This is a genomic window from Rhodococcus sp. 05-2255-3B1, from assembly GCF_002258545.1.
GTDB lineage: Bacteria > Actinomycetota > Actinomycetes > Mycobacteriales > Mycobacteriaceae > Rhodococcoides.
Genome location: NZ_NOZC01000016.1, coordinates 1 through 13,814, shown reverse-complemented (window position 1 = coordinate 13,814; position 13,814 = coordinate 1). Strand labels below are relative to the sequence as shown.

At 61.9% G+C, this 13,814-nt stretch carries 11 protein-coding genes and 2 pseudogenes; 3 read left to right on the top strand and 10 right to left on the bottom strand.

Annotated elements, in window-relative coordinates; translation table 11 throughout:
• Positions 1–4: 4 nt before the first annotated feature.
• From CH249_RS09085 to CH249_RS09075, 3 genes are all read right to left on the bottom strand, one after another.
• The gene (locus CH249_RS09085) at positions 5–868 is read right to left on the bottom strand and encodes an ABC transporter permease (RefSeq protein ID WP_032370845.1); all 864 of its coding nucleotides are present in this window, start codon (positions 866–868) and stop codon (positions 5–7) included.
• A gap of 10 nt (positions 869–878) precedes the next feature.
• The gene (locus tag CH249_RS09080; protein WP_255032464.1) at positions 879–1,757 is read right to left on the bottom strand and encodes an ABC transporter permease; all 879 of its coding nucleotides are present in this window, start codon (positions 1,755–1,757) and stop codon (positions 879–881) included.
• 125 nt (positions 1,758–1,882) lie between these two features.
• Positions 1,883–3,481 carry a transposase gene (locus CH249_RS09075; protein WP_256988240.1) on the bottom strand — a complete coding sequence of 533 codons (1,599 nt, stop codon included), beginning with the start codon at positions 3,479–3,481 and terminating at the stop codon, positions 1,883–1,885.
• Positions 3,482–3,723: 242 nt separating this feature from the next.
• Between CH249_RS09075 and CH249_RS09070 the strand changes: the two are divergent.
• Together CH249_RS09070 and CH249_RS28330 are read left to right on the top strand one after the other, a co-directional pair.
• Positions 3,724–4,893 (top strand): annotated as a pseudogene (locus tag CH249_RS09070) (IS3 family transposase).
• A 173-nt stretch (positions 4,894–5,066) separates the two neighbouring features.
• Positions 5,067–5,186: pseudogene (locus CH249_RS28330) on the top strand (transposase); the annotation flags it as partial.
• Positions 5,187–5,241: 55 nt separating this feature from the next.
• On the opposite strand, the gene CH249_RS09060 reads toward CH249_RS28330, so the two are convergent.
• The 6 genes from CH249_RS09060 to CH249_RS09035 form a co-directional block, all read right to left on the bottom strand.
• Positions 5,242–6,306 (bottom strand): BtrH N-terminal domain-containing protein, encoded by a 1,065-nt coding sequence (locus tag CH249_RS09060; RefSeq protein WP_032370842.1) that lies wholly within the window; start codon positions 6,304–6,306, stop codon positions 5,242–5,244.
• Positions 6,307–6,352: 46 nt separating this feature from the next.
• A complete protein-coding gene (locus CH249_RS09055; RefSeq protein ID WP_032370841.1) occupies positions 6,353–7,189 on the bottom strand; it encodes an SDR family oxidoreductase in 837 nt (278 codons plus the stop codon).
• Between the two features lie 395 nt (positions 7,190–7,584).
• Positions 7,585–8,325 carry a transglutaminase family protein gene (locus CH249_RS09050; RefSeq protein WP_094643799.1) on the bottom strand — a complete coding sequence of 247 codons (741 nt, stop codon included), beginning with the start codon at positions 8,323–8,325 and terminating at the stop codon, positions 7,585–7,587.
• Positions 8,326–8,394: 69 nt separating this feature from the next.
• Positions 8,395–9,603 carry an NAD(P)/FAD-dependent oxidoreductase gene (locus tag CH249_RS09045; RefSeq protein ID WP_032370840.1) on the bottom strand — a complete coding sequence of 403 codons (1,209 nt, stop codon included), beginning with the start codon at positions 9,601–9,603 and terminating at the stop codon, positions 8,395–8,397.
• Positions 9,600–10,988: a cytochrome P450 gene (locus tag CH249_RS09040; protein ID WP_094643793.1), complete on the bottom strand. Its 1,389-nt coding sequence runs from the start codon at positions 10,986–10,988 to the stop codon at positions 9,600–9,602. The genes CH249_RS09045 and CH249_RS09040 overlap by 4 nt, the downstream gene beginning before the upstream one ends.
• 24 nt (positions 10,989–11,012) lie before the next feature.
• On the bottom strand, positions 11,013–11,333 hold the full coding sequence (locus tag CH249_RS09035) for a 2Fe-2S iron-sulfur cluster-binding protein (RefSeq protein WP_024793405.1): 321 nt from the start codon (positions 11,331–11,333) through the stop codon (positions 11,013–11,015).
• A 109-nt stretch (positions 11,334–11,442) separates the two neighbouring features.
• Here CH249_RS09035 and CH249_RS09030 point away from each other — a divergent pair, with 109 nt between their 5' ends.
• Positions 11,443–12,471, top strand: a complete 1,029-nt coding sequence (locus tag CH249_RS09030; protein ID WP_052068872.1) for an AraC family transcriptional regulator — start codon at positions 11,443–11,445, stop codon at positions 12,469–12,471.
• Between the two features lie 138 nt (positions 12,472–12,609).
• Here the strand turns inward: CH249_RS09030 and CH249_RS09025 are convergent, their stop codons facing one another.
• The gene (locus tag CH249_RS09025) at positions 12,610–13,353 is read right to left on the bottom strand and encodes a recombinase (protein WP_256988229.1); all 744 of its coding nucleotides are present in this window, start codon (positions 13,351–13,353) and stop codon (positions 12,610–12,612) included.
• Positions 13,354–13,814 lie beyond the last annotated feature (461 nt).

The window sequence follows — 13,814 nt, the reverse complement described above, 5'->3', positions numbered from 1 at the left end:
ACTCCTAGCCCGAAATCTGGACGCCCGAATCGAAACCCCACATCAACAGGGTTAAGATCATGTCCTCCACGACGATGATGATGAGACTGCTGCGGATCGCTCGACCAGACGCGCGGCCGACGCCTTCTGCCCCGCCGCTGGCGTAGTAACCCTGGTAGCTGTGGATGATGACGACCGACACCACGAAAACGAGGACCTTGATGACTGAGAAAGCCAAATCCTGCGGTTTGAGGAACGCATCGAAATAGAAGTCATAGGTGCCAGCCGACTGGCCGTGTAGAAGGATGACGACCAGCTTGGCCGCGCCGAAACTGAGTATCAGCGTTACGATGTAGAGGGGGATGATGGTAGTGATCGCCGCGACTACACGCGTGCTGACGATGTACGGAATCGGCCGCACCGCCATCGACTCGAGCGCATCGATCTCTTCGGCGATACGCATCGAACCTATTTCCGCAGTGAGGCGACAGCCGGCCTGGGCTGCGAAGCCGATCGCGGCGATCATCGGTGCCAACTCTCGAGTGTTGGCGTATGACGAAATGAATCCCGTAAGAGACCCCATCCCGACCAGGTCTAGCGAGGCGTAGCCCTGGATGCCGATGGACGCCCCGACAGCCATTCCGAGAATCACAAGCACGATCGCGGTACCCCCGCCGACCAGTACAGCGCCTCGTCCCCAGGCAAACTCCTGTATGAATAAAAACGTCTGTCGTCGATAGGTGGTTGCGACGTGCCGAATTCCGGCGACGGTGTCGATGGTGAATGTTGTAATGTGCCCGAGCTGCGCGGGGACCTCAGCGAGGGGTGTCACAGCACGCACGATCGGACGAGTAACCAAAGTATAACGGGTGGATGGTACTGCGGTCACGTGTTCTCCGTCATCCGATGGTCTGCGGGACGAACATGATGGTCAGTTGGGTGATGAACACGTTGATGACGAAGCACGCCACCACCCCTAGGACCACGGTGGCGTTGACAGATGTAGCCACACCTTTGGGGCCACCTTTCGTGGACAGGCCCCGATGACACGCGATTGTCACGACCACGAGACCGAACACCACTGACTTGATCAGCGCTACAAGGATGTCCGCCGATGATGCGAACGATGCGAACGATGCGACGTAGCTCCCCGGCGTGATGCCCTGGACGTTGACGCTAAGGATGTAGCCAGCCACGAGACCGGTAAACACGATGAGCATGCATAACATCGGAGCGACGATGAGAACCGCGACGAATCGAGGTGCGACGAGTCGACGTGTCGAATTTAGTCCGAGCGTCTCCATGGCATCGATTTCTTCACGGACGGTGCGTGCGCCAAGGTCAGAGGCGATGGCCGACCCTGCCGCACCACCGAGCAGGAGCGCGGTGACGATCGGTGCCCCCTGCTGAATGATCCCGAGTCCACCGGCGGCTCCGGCGATAGATGTGGCCCCGACCTGCTGGGTTAGACTTCCGACCTGCACCGAGACGATGACGCCAAACGGAATCGCGACCAGGATCGCTGGCAACGTCGTTACGGTGATGACGAACCACGTCTGTGTGACAAACTCCCGAAACGGAAACCGTCCGGTGACAATATCGCGCACGGCCCACCGCAGTGCCTGGCCGGCGAGGGCAATCGAATTTCCAAAGGTCACAAGACTGGCTGTCGCTCGACCAGCAATTTCTGTATAGATACCGGTCTCCTCTTCTGTCTGCGCAGCTCGTCGCGATAAGGTTGTTCGCACAGTATCAGGTACGTGCAGTACCTGATACATGGTTTCGGGAACTTCCCGGGATGTCGCATTTTGAGTGAGCGGTAGTTCTTCGTTCCGAAGGGGTGGCTCGGGTTCGATGCCCGGGTCACCTCTTTTTCGGCTCTGGGGTGCTCTGTTCCGCTCGGTCAGGCCAGCGCTACGTTGGGTGCGGCGGTCAGGTGGGTGAGAATCTTGCCGATGTTGTGCACCGCGGCATGGAAGGACCATTCACTGGTCGCTCGGTCGAGGCCGCGGCTGGTGAATCGCCGGAAACCGAGGTTGTGTTTGGCATGTCCGAACGGTGTCTCGGCGATGTGAGACCGTTTGCGGTACGTTGCGATTCCCTCCGGGGTGGCCAATCGTTCGGCCATCCTGGCAATCGAATTACCCTGTGCTGGTGCAGGATCCGATACCGGCGTCGCTACGGCCGCGGCAGCGGCGGCTTCGAGTGTCCGCGATTTTCCGGTGGCGATCAACCGGTCCGGACCCGGTGCATCGAGGTTCTCGATCGAGCAATAGCCGGCATCGAAGAGCATGATCCCGATCGACGGCGGCTCGGCCTGCGGTGGTGCGTGGTCGGCGATCACTGCCGCCGCAGCGACCGCTTTGTCGACCATCTTCTCGTAGTAGGTGACATCGGAAGGGCTGGCACCGACGCCGGTGGCGATGATGATGCCGTCCTCGGCGGTGAACGCTTGGCAGTTGTAGCCCTGCACCCAGCCACCACCTCGCAGCGGCTGCATCCGAGAATCCGGATCGGTGATGTTGCGCCGCAATACCGTTGGCGTTTTGCGCTCCGGAGCACTGTGCTCGGCGACCGCCTTCGACAACGAGGTGCGTGCGGCGATCACGCGGTGATGGTTCTCGACCGGAACCGGAACTTTGCCTTTCGGTTTCCCACCGCGACGCGCAGCAGCATCGGCTCGCTGCCGGTACCGTGCCTCGGTGGCCTCGTGTCGTGCGATTTCCCGTGCAAGACGCCGGTGAGCAGCAGCTACCTGCGCGGCAAGCGGCACCCGACCCGCCGGTGACTGCCCGGCGTCGAGACGCTCGAGATGACCCTCGGCAGCGGTCCTCGCAGCCTTCTCGCGGGCATCGTCTTCGGCTTCGATCTGCGCCAACGCCTCCGCGATCCGCTTCGATCGCGACGTCGGATCGGCCAACTCGGCAGGAACCCGACCCGGTCCGGGATCGTCCTCGCCGTAGAGTTCGTCCTCGGCAGCATCGACCTCGGCGTGCGCACGGGCCGCGGCGACAGCGATCTCACGTGCCCGAGCCTGAGCAGCTTTCGCCGCCTCGGCGTCGGCGGCGGCCTTCAATCCGTCCGCGCTGCGGTTGGCTCCGATGGAGGCGTTCGAGGCGATCTTGACCCCATCGAGAGCGATGGTCCCCAACGACCCCAAACCGACCCGCGCTGCCAACGTCAATACCTGTGCGAACAGCGACTCGCAGGCCGCGTGGTTGTCTTTACGGAACCGGGAGATCGTCGCGTGATCGGGGGCATCGCCGGCGCAGATGACCCGGTAGGACACCACATCGGTGCACGCGGATTCGATCTGACGTGAGGACCGCATCCCTTTCGACCAGGCCCAGATAAGCAGCGTGAGCAGCATGTCCGGGTCGTATCCGGCGCGGCCGACCCCACCGGTGCGTCGTCCGGCATGAAAGACAGAGGTGTCCAGATGGGTGTCGACGATGTCGATCAGCATCCACACCGGATGCGACGGTGGTAACCATTCGCGCATGTCCGGTGGAATCAGAAATTGCTGATCACGATCGACCGGTCGATAACCCTTCGCCACCAACACATTGTCCCGCACCACCGACAATGGGGCGCCTCGACACTCGAGACGCCCCACTATCAAAATGCAACAGCCCCTTCCGTCGGATTAATCAGCTGACAGGTTGGCGTGTCCCCAAGTGAACGGAGCCATCTCGATTTAGAGCCTTGTTGCCCATGAGCTGGGCGGATAGGACGATGGAAAACATGGCTGGACGGAAACGCAACTCTGCCGAGGGCATCGTGCGCAAGCTGCGCAGTGCCGACGAACTGACCGCTGCGGGCAAGACGCAGGAGGAGATCGCGGCGGCGCTCGAGGTGTCGGCGGCGACGTTGTACAACTGGCGGCGTCAGTACGGCGGGATGGACACCGATGCCGCGAAGGAACTCAAAGAGTTGCGCGAGCAGAACGGCAAGCTCAAACGGTTGCTCGCCAAGGCCGAGCTGGAGAAAGATGCACTGCGGGAGGTAGCGAAAGGGAAGATTCTGAGCCCAGCCGCCAAGCGCAGCGCTGTCGACATGCTCGTGTACACCATGAGTCTGTCGAAACGACTGGGCGTGCGAAGCTGTTGGGCTTACCCGCTCCACCTACGCACGAACACCGATCGCCGACGCAGCCCTGAGGGCCGCGTTGCGGACGTACGCAGGCTCGCATCCACTGCACGGCTTCCGCCGCGCCTGGGCGCATCTGAGGCACGACGAGGGGCTTGTCGGTGAACAAGAAGAAGGTCCACCGGCTCTGGAAGGAGGGTCTGCAGGTTCGAATCTACCATCCCCGCAAACGCGCCGGCATCAGTTCATGACCGCAGGTCGAAGCCGATGCCCCGAAAGTGTTGTGGGCTAAGGACTCTCAGTTCGATTCGACCGTCGATGGTAAGGCGATCAAGATCGCGTCGATGATCGACGAACACACCCGGCAGTCCCTCTTGAATATCGTAGAGCGGTCGATCACCGCACAGCGGCTGACCGGCGAGCTCGACAAGACGTTCGTGCTGTGGGACGGGCCGCCGCAAGTGCTGCGGACGGACAACGGTCCGGAGTTCATTTCCCATGTGCTGCAACATTTCTGCGCGACCGTGTCGGTATCTCCTACATCCAGCCGGGGACGCCGTGGAACAACGGACACATCGAATCCGTCAACAATCGACTACGGAGGGCCTCAACCGCAATCACTGGACGAGCTTGCTCGAAGCGAGGGTGGTGATCGAGGACTTCAAAGACCACCACAACCATCGACACCGGCACTCATCACTCGGATACCTCACGCCGCCCTGGGGGTCCCTCCCGCTTGCGGGGGCGTACGCTGCCCGATGCACCCACAACCACCAACCGGTCGAGGGCTGCGAGGTCGCTGAATCAACTACACCATGGATCTAGAACACGGTGGCCCGACTTATCGGGGACCTGCCAAGGTCGCCTCGTCGAGCGTTGAAAACGTCGGCGAGGTTGCAGATGAGGGTCATCCACCCCGCAGCCCAGTGGCTGGCGTCGTGATCTGATCGGCCCAGGGATTCGGACACTAGACCCGCTTGGAATAGGGATCTACAAGCATGAGCAGATCGCGTCGATCTTTCAGCACCGAGTTCAAAGACGAACTGTGCCGAGAGGTCATCGACTCTTCCAAGCCGATCAGTGAGGTCGCCAGGGCGTACGGTGTCGGCGACGACAGCTGCAGCACAGTGCGATGCGCCCCGTGTACCGCGCGCCATCGAACGACGGTGGGCATCATCTCGTGATGGCGGACAGCGAGCGTGAAGCAGACTCCAGGGACTCCACCAGGATCAGCTCGAGTTCCGACAGTCTGGCAGCCGACACGGCCACCGCAGCTGCGCGTGTTCGTACATCGAGACCGCGTTGTGTTCCGGCGCGGGCAGTTTCGGTCCAGGCCTGGGCGCAGTGATCGGCGGCCACCGCGAGGTCTGCGGTAGCGGGATCACCGGTCAGACGTGCAATCTCGGTACAGCCGTCGGCGAGAAGCCGACGAAAGAGCCCGCCTCCGGTTCCGGCCTTTTCGATGAAGATACCGAGACTGAACAGCAGCGTCTCGAGGTCATCGGGCGGAAGGTCGACCCAGCTCTTGACGTCGGTTGCCAGCTGGTCGACCGCGGCCAAACCGTCGGCACCGGCTGCTGGTATGTGGTCGGCTATTCCCGGTGTCGATGGGGCGTGCATGCTGGCGGCGGATCGGGCGAAGGCCGCGGCCGCGGCAGTCGACACGGGCGGCAGTGTCTGCGGCCACGTGATTCGGTACGTGCAGTGACGTGTCGGTTGCGGGAACGAGGTGGAAGATCGCGCCCGAGCCAGCGCGTCGAGCGGGATCTTCTGCACGTCGGCCCGATCGTTGTCGACGACCGAGGCAGTCCCCCCGATCTCGTCGTAGCCGATCACCACGATGTCGTGGCGACTCATCTGCAGTTTCACCCGTAAGTAGGGCAGCTCAGCGATATCGGCCCAGACCAGACTGGGTCGTCCCGCATCGATGTCGTCGCGAACCCATGACCATCCCTCACCGGGATCGTCGGTCGTGAGAACCTCGACTTGTCCGCCGAGCCTGCGCGGTAAGTCGATCTCGAAGTCGGCACCGCGGCCGACCAGGTACATCGGTGGGACCAGGTCGTCCGATCGCAGGTAGGACAAACCGAGATCACCACCCAGTGCGAACACCAACCCCTCGTCGGGTGGTCCGTCCCATCCCAGACCGTGCCAATGGAGAAGGTCTCGCATTGCACCTGACCCGCAGTGCCCTCCCATCCGGTGGGGATAGTTCTCGATCAGAGTCGTGTGGGGCACTGTGGCTGCCTTTCGGGTGGTTGGTCGAGCGCGCGTGTCGGCATGCTCAGCTGTTCTGGATTCTGTCGAGATACGTTCGGCGAGCAGTCATGTCGACGTCCGCGAGGAACACCGAATCTGTGTTCAGGGCCGCACCCAGTCCGGTCGCCAGCCGCCGGGGGACGAATTTCACCGCCGCGACCATTGCGCCTGCGAGACGGGTGACGCGGACGAAGGGGCGTGGATTCTCGATCAGATCTGCTGTCGCGCGGGCGATTTCCTCCGGCTCGGCGTTGCGTAATCCCTTTGCGCCGGCGGTTCCGGCGACGAGTTCGGTGTTGGTTAACGTCGGGCGGACTGTGGACAGTCGAACCCCTGACTTGCGGTACTCCAGTCGTGCGGCCTCTGTGAATCCGATGACTGCGAACTTGGTAGCGCAGTAGGTCGCCAAACCAGGTACCGCGAGCTCGCCGGCCAATGACGCAGTGTTGATGATGTGTCCGGTGCGGCGTGGCAGCATTCGCTGAAGAGCCAGTTTGGTCCCGAAGATGACACCCAGGACGTTGATCTCGACTTGCCTCCGGGTTATTGCATCGTCCTCTTCGTGGGCGTGGCCGGTAGGCATGATGCCCGCGTTGTTGATCAGGATGTCGAGGGGTCCGAGTTCACGTTCGACCAGGTCCAGAAACGTTGTGAACGAGTCAGGTTCGGTGACGTCGAGTCGGGTGACGACCTTCACCCCGAGTTCGGCGGCGGCCTCCTTCGCACGTGCCTCGTCGATGTCGCCGATGGCGACCCGGTGGCCTCGTCGAATCAACTCCTTCGCTGTCTGATAGCCGATGCCTCGAGCTCCACCTGTGATCGCTACGGTCCTGGCGGGGGTGTGAGGTGCGTTGTTTGTCATCTGCTGCGCTCCTTGCATAGATAAGAGACATCGGTAGACGCCGTTCGGGCCGCTCTCGCGGTGGTGGCTGCGCACACGAAAGAGGGATATGGGTATCGCGCGGCGTCTCGTGCCCGGGGAGGCGTTCGGATCGGTCGTTCATCGCCCGCAGCCGCAATTCCAGCGGCAGAGCGAGTCTCGTCTGTTCGGTGTAACTTCCGGTGTCGGCCTCAACACGGCCGCGCCGACGAGACAGTCATACGGCACAGCTCTGCCAGCAGGTATCGGCTCACCCGATTCGAAGGTGTCCGAGGTAGTCCGAGTGGTCACGCCGTGGTTGTTCGCGGAGAGAGCTCCGACCGATCGGCAGTCGGCCGCGATACGGGGTTCAAGACGTATGTTCTCACCGCTTGTGTTCATCGAGACTCCCGCGGAAGGTTTCGATCCCCGGGAGTTTCGTCCGGCCGGGTGCGGCCGGTGAAAACATCATCGAGTGGGTGAGCGCCCGTGAAGATCGTGGGGCCGTAGGAGTGCCGAAGCACCGTCAAGATCGCGTTCAAGGGTAGGTCGTCGAAGACTCCTCGTTCGCGGACATACTCCATGTGCTGGGCTCCGTCTGCGGTGAAGGCATGCATGAGAGCATCGCGATCGCCGTCGAATTCCACTGGCGGCACGCCGAAACGAGCGCACAACTCGACATTGAATGCCGGCGTGGCCTTCAACCACCGGCCCTCGATGTAGAGGCGACTGTAGCCGTGGTAGACGAACAGGTCGGTGCCGCCCATCAGCGTGCGCAACGTCTCGGTCTGCAGGTGATTTCGGACGTCGGCGAAGCCGAGCAGTGCTGGGATACCCGCCGCCCGGCACACTGCGGTCAACAGCACCGCCTTCGGGACGCAGTAAGCGCGCCCGGCCTCGAGGACGAAGCTCGCTCGATAGTGGGCCGGATCGTCCGACACGGTGTATGGGTCGTACCAGATTCGGTCGCGGACGGCGGCGAAGAGGCGTCTGGCCTTGTCACGGTCGCTGCTCGCATCTCCGATTGCCGCGGCGGTGAACGCCCGCACGGATTCGTGCTCGATGTCGAGGAAGTCCGTTGCTCCCAGGTATGCGTGTGGTGGCTGCGTAGTATGTGCTCCGGGCGGGCGGTCTGTCATGGTCATCGCTGATGTTCCCTTCTCTGAGCAAACCGGTTGCTGTTGTGTGCACAACGACCGAAGGATCGGTCAGTTGCGCGCGAGTCCGCCGAGCATCAGGTCTTCGCGTTGGACGGGGAGTCGCTGGGCGATCACCCGTTTGCTGTACATGAACTCGCGCGGGCGACCTATGCAGTCGGCGGCAATGAGCTCACCGGCCTGGAGATAGAAGCAACTGAAATCACTGTCGCGGGTGGGGTCACCGCTGAGAACCACTTCGTCGTATCCAGTGTTGAGGCCGGCGATCTGCAGCTTGAAGTGATACTGATCCGACCAGAACCACGGCAACGCTTCGATTTTTCTGGACTTCCCGCAGGCGGTCGACGCAGCGACTTTGGCCTGCTCTCCTGCGCTCGAGACGGACTCCAACCGTAGTCGACGGCCGTAACGGGCCATGTCGTGGCTCGCGCAGTCCCCCGCCGCCATGATGTCGGGGTCGTTGGTCCGAGTGTGATCGTCGATCACGATGCCGTTGTCGATGACAAGACCCGCATCGGCGGCGAGGTCGGTGTTCGGCTCGACGCCGACACCGACGATGACCAGATCTGCGGGGATCGATTCTCCGCTGGCCAAGGTGATTTCACGAACCTCACGGTCACCGGACAGGCCCTGAACCATCGCGTTCGTTCTGATGTCGACTCCCTGTTCGCGATGTATCCGCTCGAAGAACGTCGATACCTCGGGAGCAGTGACCCGCTCGAGCACACGCCCAGTTGCCTCGAGGACTGTGACCTGTACGCCCAGTGCGCGCAGCGATGCCGCTGTCTCGAGTCCGATGTAGCCGCCTCCGACGATCACCACCCGCTGGCCAGGGCCGGTGGCCATACGGATCCTCTCGACGTCCGCTGCGGTGCGCAGGTAGTAGACCCCGTGGAGATCGGCCCCGGGAACGGTGAGCCGACGAGGGCGGGCTCCCGTGCACAGCGCGAGCTTGTCGTAGGCCAGCTTCTCCCCGGTGTCGAGAACGACGTTGCCTTCCGACCGAACGATGGTCTCCACCTGCGCGTTCAGGAGCTGAATACCTTGCTTGGAGTAGAAGTCCGTGCTGCGAATGGCGATATCATCGAGTACGCATTTGCCCGCCAGGTATGCCTTCGACAGCGGGGGGCGTTGATAGGGAGCGGCAGACTCGTTACCGATGAGGACGATGTCGCCTGTCCAACCTTCTTGGCGCAAACTAGCTGCCAGTTGTGCCCCAGCATGGCTTGCGCCGACGATGATCGCCCGTTGCGATGTCATGCGCTGGAAGTAGGCGTCAGGCGCACCATCATCTTGCTGATGCCCCGCACGAAATTCGACTGAACATACTCGGGGTCGCCGACGACCTCGATGTTCTCGAAGCGGGGAAGCAACTCCTCCCACAGAATCCGCAGCTGCATTTCGGCCAGCCGATTGCCCATACACCGGTGCACACCGAATCCGAACGCGATGTGATTGCGCGCATTGGCACGATCGATGATGAAATCATCAGGATTCTCGAAAACGCGTTCGTCGCGGTTACCCGAGGCATACCACATCACCAATTTGTCACCCTTGCGGATGAATTGTCCGTTCAGAACGGTGTCGGCTTTGGCGATTCGGCGCATGTACGCCAAGGGTGTTTGCCATCGGATGATTTCCGAGTTCATGTTGGGGATCAAATCGGGATTGGCCTTCAATTTCTCGAACTGGTCGGGGAATTGGTTCAACGCAAGAACGCCACCGCTCATCGAGTTTCGCGTGGTGTCGTTGCCACCGACGATCAGCAGGACGAGGTTGCCCAGAAATTCCATCGGACGATCGATCAGATCCTTGGTGTCCTCGTTGCTCTGCAACATGGTGATCAGATCGAAACCGGACTCTTCCCCTGCAGACCTCCTGGCTGCTTTGTCATGCCAGAGAGCGCTGAGGCCACGGGCCATGTCACGCATGCCTTCGAACACCTCGTCGTTGTCCGAGGGCCCACCGTTGGCTTGCTCCATCGAGGTTGCCAAATCGGACCAGTAGACGAGTTTGCGGCGTTGTTCGTAGGGGAAATCCAGAAGAGTTGCGAGCATCCGAGCTGTCAACTCGATCGAGACATTCTGCACCCAGTCGAACGGCTCGTTCAAGGGGAGGTCGTCCAATACCTCCCGTACGCGCGATCGGATCAGTCCCTCCATCTCCCGGAGGTTCTTCGGTGCGACAACCCCCTGGACGGCAGCGCGCTGCTTGTCGTGGCGTGGTGGGTCCATCGCGATGAACATCTCGATATCGAGAAACCGGGGCGGAACGCCGATGACGATGAACGGTTCGGCCGAGAACACAGCGTGATTCTTGTCGACGGCCACGATATCGGCATGGCGCGTGACCGACCAGAACGGGCCGAACGGACTATTGGGTTGGTAGTGCACCGGTGCCTCGTTCCGCACGCGCTCGAAGTACGACTGCCACCGCCCTTGTCTGTAAAGAAAGGGGTTACTGAGGTCGATGTCGGCGAGCTCGACATCCTCGACCGGTGGGATGGGACTTTCGACGAAGATCTTCTTGCCATTCGTGCCAGTCACCCACCGTCGGGTCTTGTCGTACAAATGAGCGCCCTGGATCTGCAGCCCTATCGGGATGGTCGACTGGACCTTGTCGGCGATCGACTCAGAAACTTTCATGCTGTCGTGCCTGCCTTTCGCACATCACAATTGGAATTCAGGTGTTCGAACGATCAGGCCATCCCACGCTTCCGAGGCCACCATCTGGCACGACAACCGAGACGTGGGTTCACGCTCGGGGTTCATCGCCAGCATCTCCTCCTCGTCGGCGCCGGACAGACCCACCTCTCCTGACCACTGCGGGTCGACGATCACATGGCAGGTGCCACAGGCCGTTTCGCCCCCACAGTCTCCATCGATCCCCGGCACAGCATTGTCGGTTGCAATCTGCATCAGCGAGCGACCTTCGACCAGAGCCGCCTCGTGCTTCTCACCATCGTGGGCGACGAAAATTACAGCTGCCATGTCAACTCCTCGTTTTCCGGCGTGATTGACGAAAGTGTCGTCGCAAACGCGGGTGACGGCTATGTTCGGTGGAGTCATAAACTTGTGAATTCGGGTCAAAGGGGTCACCGTGAAGCTGAGCGACGAGGGCGTGCCACCGCTTGCGTTCGTTCAGTTGCTCGAACGCCGCGCACTCGACCCTGACGCCGCCGCGCGGCTTCGTGTGATCATGCACCGCGAAGGAACCAGTGAAGCGACGCTCATTCAGCATGACGTTCAGGCACCGATACGGTGGTTTCGGGAGGTCTATCCCGAACTCGATATCGCCCAGGCCACTCGACTCGGATTTGCGTTTGCCGAGCAGGCCCAGTTGACATCGTTCGGGCCTCTGAGTTCACCTTTGATCAGCGCTGGTTCGGTCGCCGAGATCGTCGACCTCCTGACATACCTACCATTGATCTCCACGGCGTTGAAGTCGCAGTTCCACACCGGCGACTACGGTCTGATCGTCGGGCTCACTGCGCACACAGGCGATTCCGCACTGGACTGCTTGGTCATCACCTACGGTGGGTCGGCGTTACTACGACTGCTGGACATGCTCGCCGGTGACATATCGCCGGTGACACTCCATCTGAGCTGGCCGGAGCCGGCCGAGGTGAGCCACGACGAAGGTCCGGGGGCGAATCGCCGGTTCTTCGACGCTCCGATTTCCTTCGTCCACGTACCCGAGGAGACCCTCAACAAGGCTTGTCGCTTCTCGGACCCCCTCGCATATCGTCTCGCTATCGCTGATCTGCAGCGAACACTCGCCCAGCGGAGTGGGTCCATGTCATCCGCCGAGAAGGTGAGGCAACAGTTGGAAAAGGACCTCGGACAGCGAACCAACCATGATGTTGCACAAGCATTGTCGATGTCGAGTAGCACGTTGAAACGGCGGCTTGCCGAAGAAGGAACCACCTATAGCAAGGTGCGCCACTCGCTGCTGTACGAGCGCGCGATGCTACGGCTCCTCGACCGATCGGTTTCGGTCAGCGAGATCGCTACCGAACTCGGATACAGCGACCTCGCCAACTTCTCTCACGCCTTCAAACGCTGGACCGGACGCTCTCCGAAAGATTTCCGAAATCCCCGACTCTCAGACGACCCGGTTTCGACGTAGACCCCGCAGAACGGGGTCGAGATCGATGCCTCCGTTCGTCCGCAACCTGATCGATCTTCGTCTCGGAGATGACGGAGACGTCGCCGCCTCCGTGCCATGAGAAGAAGAGTGTGTGCAAACCGGAGTACCAACCACTAGTCACTCGACGGTGTCGGTCGGCACGCGTGTGGTCTCCGATGCGAGAAAGTCGACGAGTGCTTCCAACAGGCTGTCCGCGCGGGTTTCGACATCGGCCAGGACAGAGTCCAGGTCATCGAGAAGACCGTGGGCGTGTCTACGCGCAAGCGTTCCGCGTTCGTAGTAGCCGGGGTCGAGCACGACCCGCGGTACTGGATCCGGTGCAGTGCTCTGCTCCGGCTGTTGTGACCGCGCAGTGGGCTGCAGGTGGGTGGGTGCCCTTCCGTCCCAGTGCATTCGCACGATGCCCGCTACCGCGCGGGCGGTCAGCGGAGTCGCAGCCAACGGGGTGTGGCCCCACCGGTCGATCGCAGTCGACAGCGGATGTTGACCGGCCGGGTCGAAATACCGGTCGTATCCGCCGAGCCCGGTGCCGTCCACGGCATCGAAAGCGTCGGCGAGCATTCGGGTGCTCGGATACCGGGCCTGATGGCCGAGCACCTCACACCAGCGCTGGTACACCGTGCGCGGAGAAATGCCCGTCCCCGCCAGCGCGAGGGAGGTGAGGGTATGAACGCCGCGGCCTGTCTCGATGCGAAGGGCGTCGAGACCCGCATCGGCGGTGACATCGCATGCCCGCAGGGCCGCGATCTGCGTGTACGGCAGACCTGTCGTAGCGAGCATGAGGATCAGCGCGTCTCTGCGCGCGAACAACGCTGACGGCCAACCGTATTCGGGGAGTCGGGCGATGATTCCGCCGATCACGGCTGCCACCTCCTGCAGGCGCGACGTGCGGGCCCCATCCAGCGCAGCCCGGACGGTCTCAGCGCGCCCTGGAGGAGGTAATAGATGCCGATGATGAGCGGAGTCGATCACCGCGATCCGGCGGCGTTGGGTCGTCGGCGCGGCGGGGTGCGCATACAGGAACCGAGCAAGTGACTCAGGAGAGGCCGCCAATGGGGGTTCGCCATGGGCGGTGCACCAGTCCTCGAACAGTGACCACGTGTGCCGATCCCGCCTCGGTATCGACGTGTTCGTGATGTCCGATGCACGTATCGGACAAGGGCGGTCGTCGTGGTCAGCATCTACCCCTGTCGTCCCGTCGCCGCTCACTGGTTCGGTCGGGTGACTGGCGGAGTGTCGATATTCAAAGTTGCAGTGTTCGGAAACGGTGACACTTCCTCCCCGGTTTGGCTGTTACAACAGTTTAGGCACCGCTCGCCCAG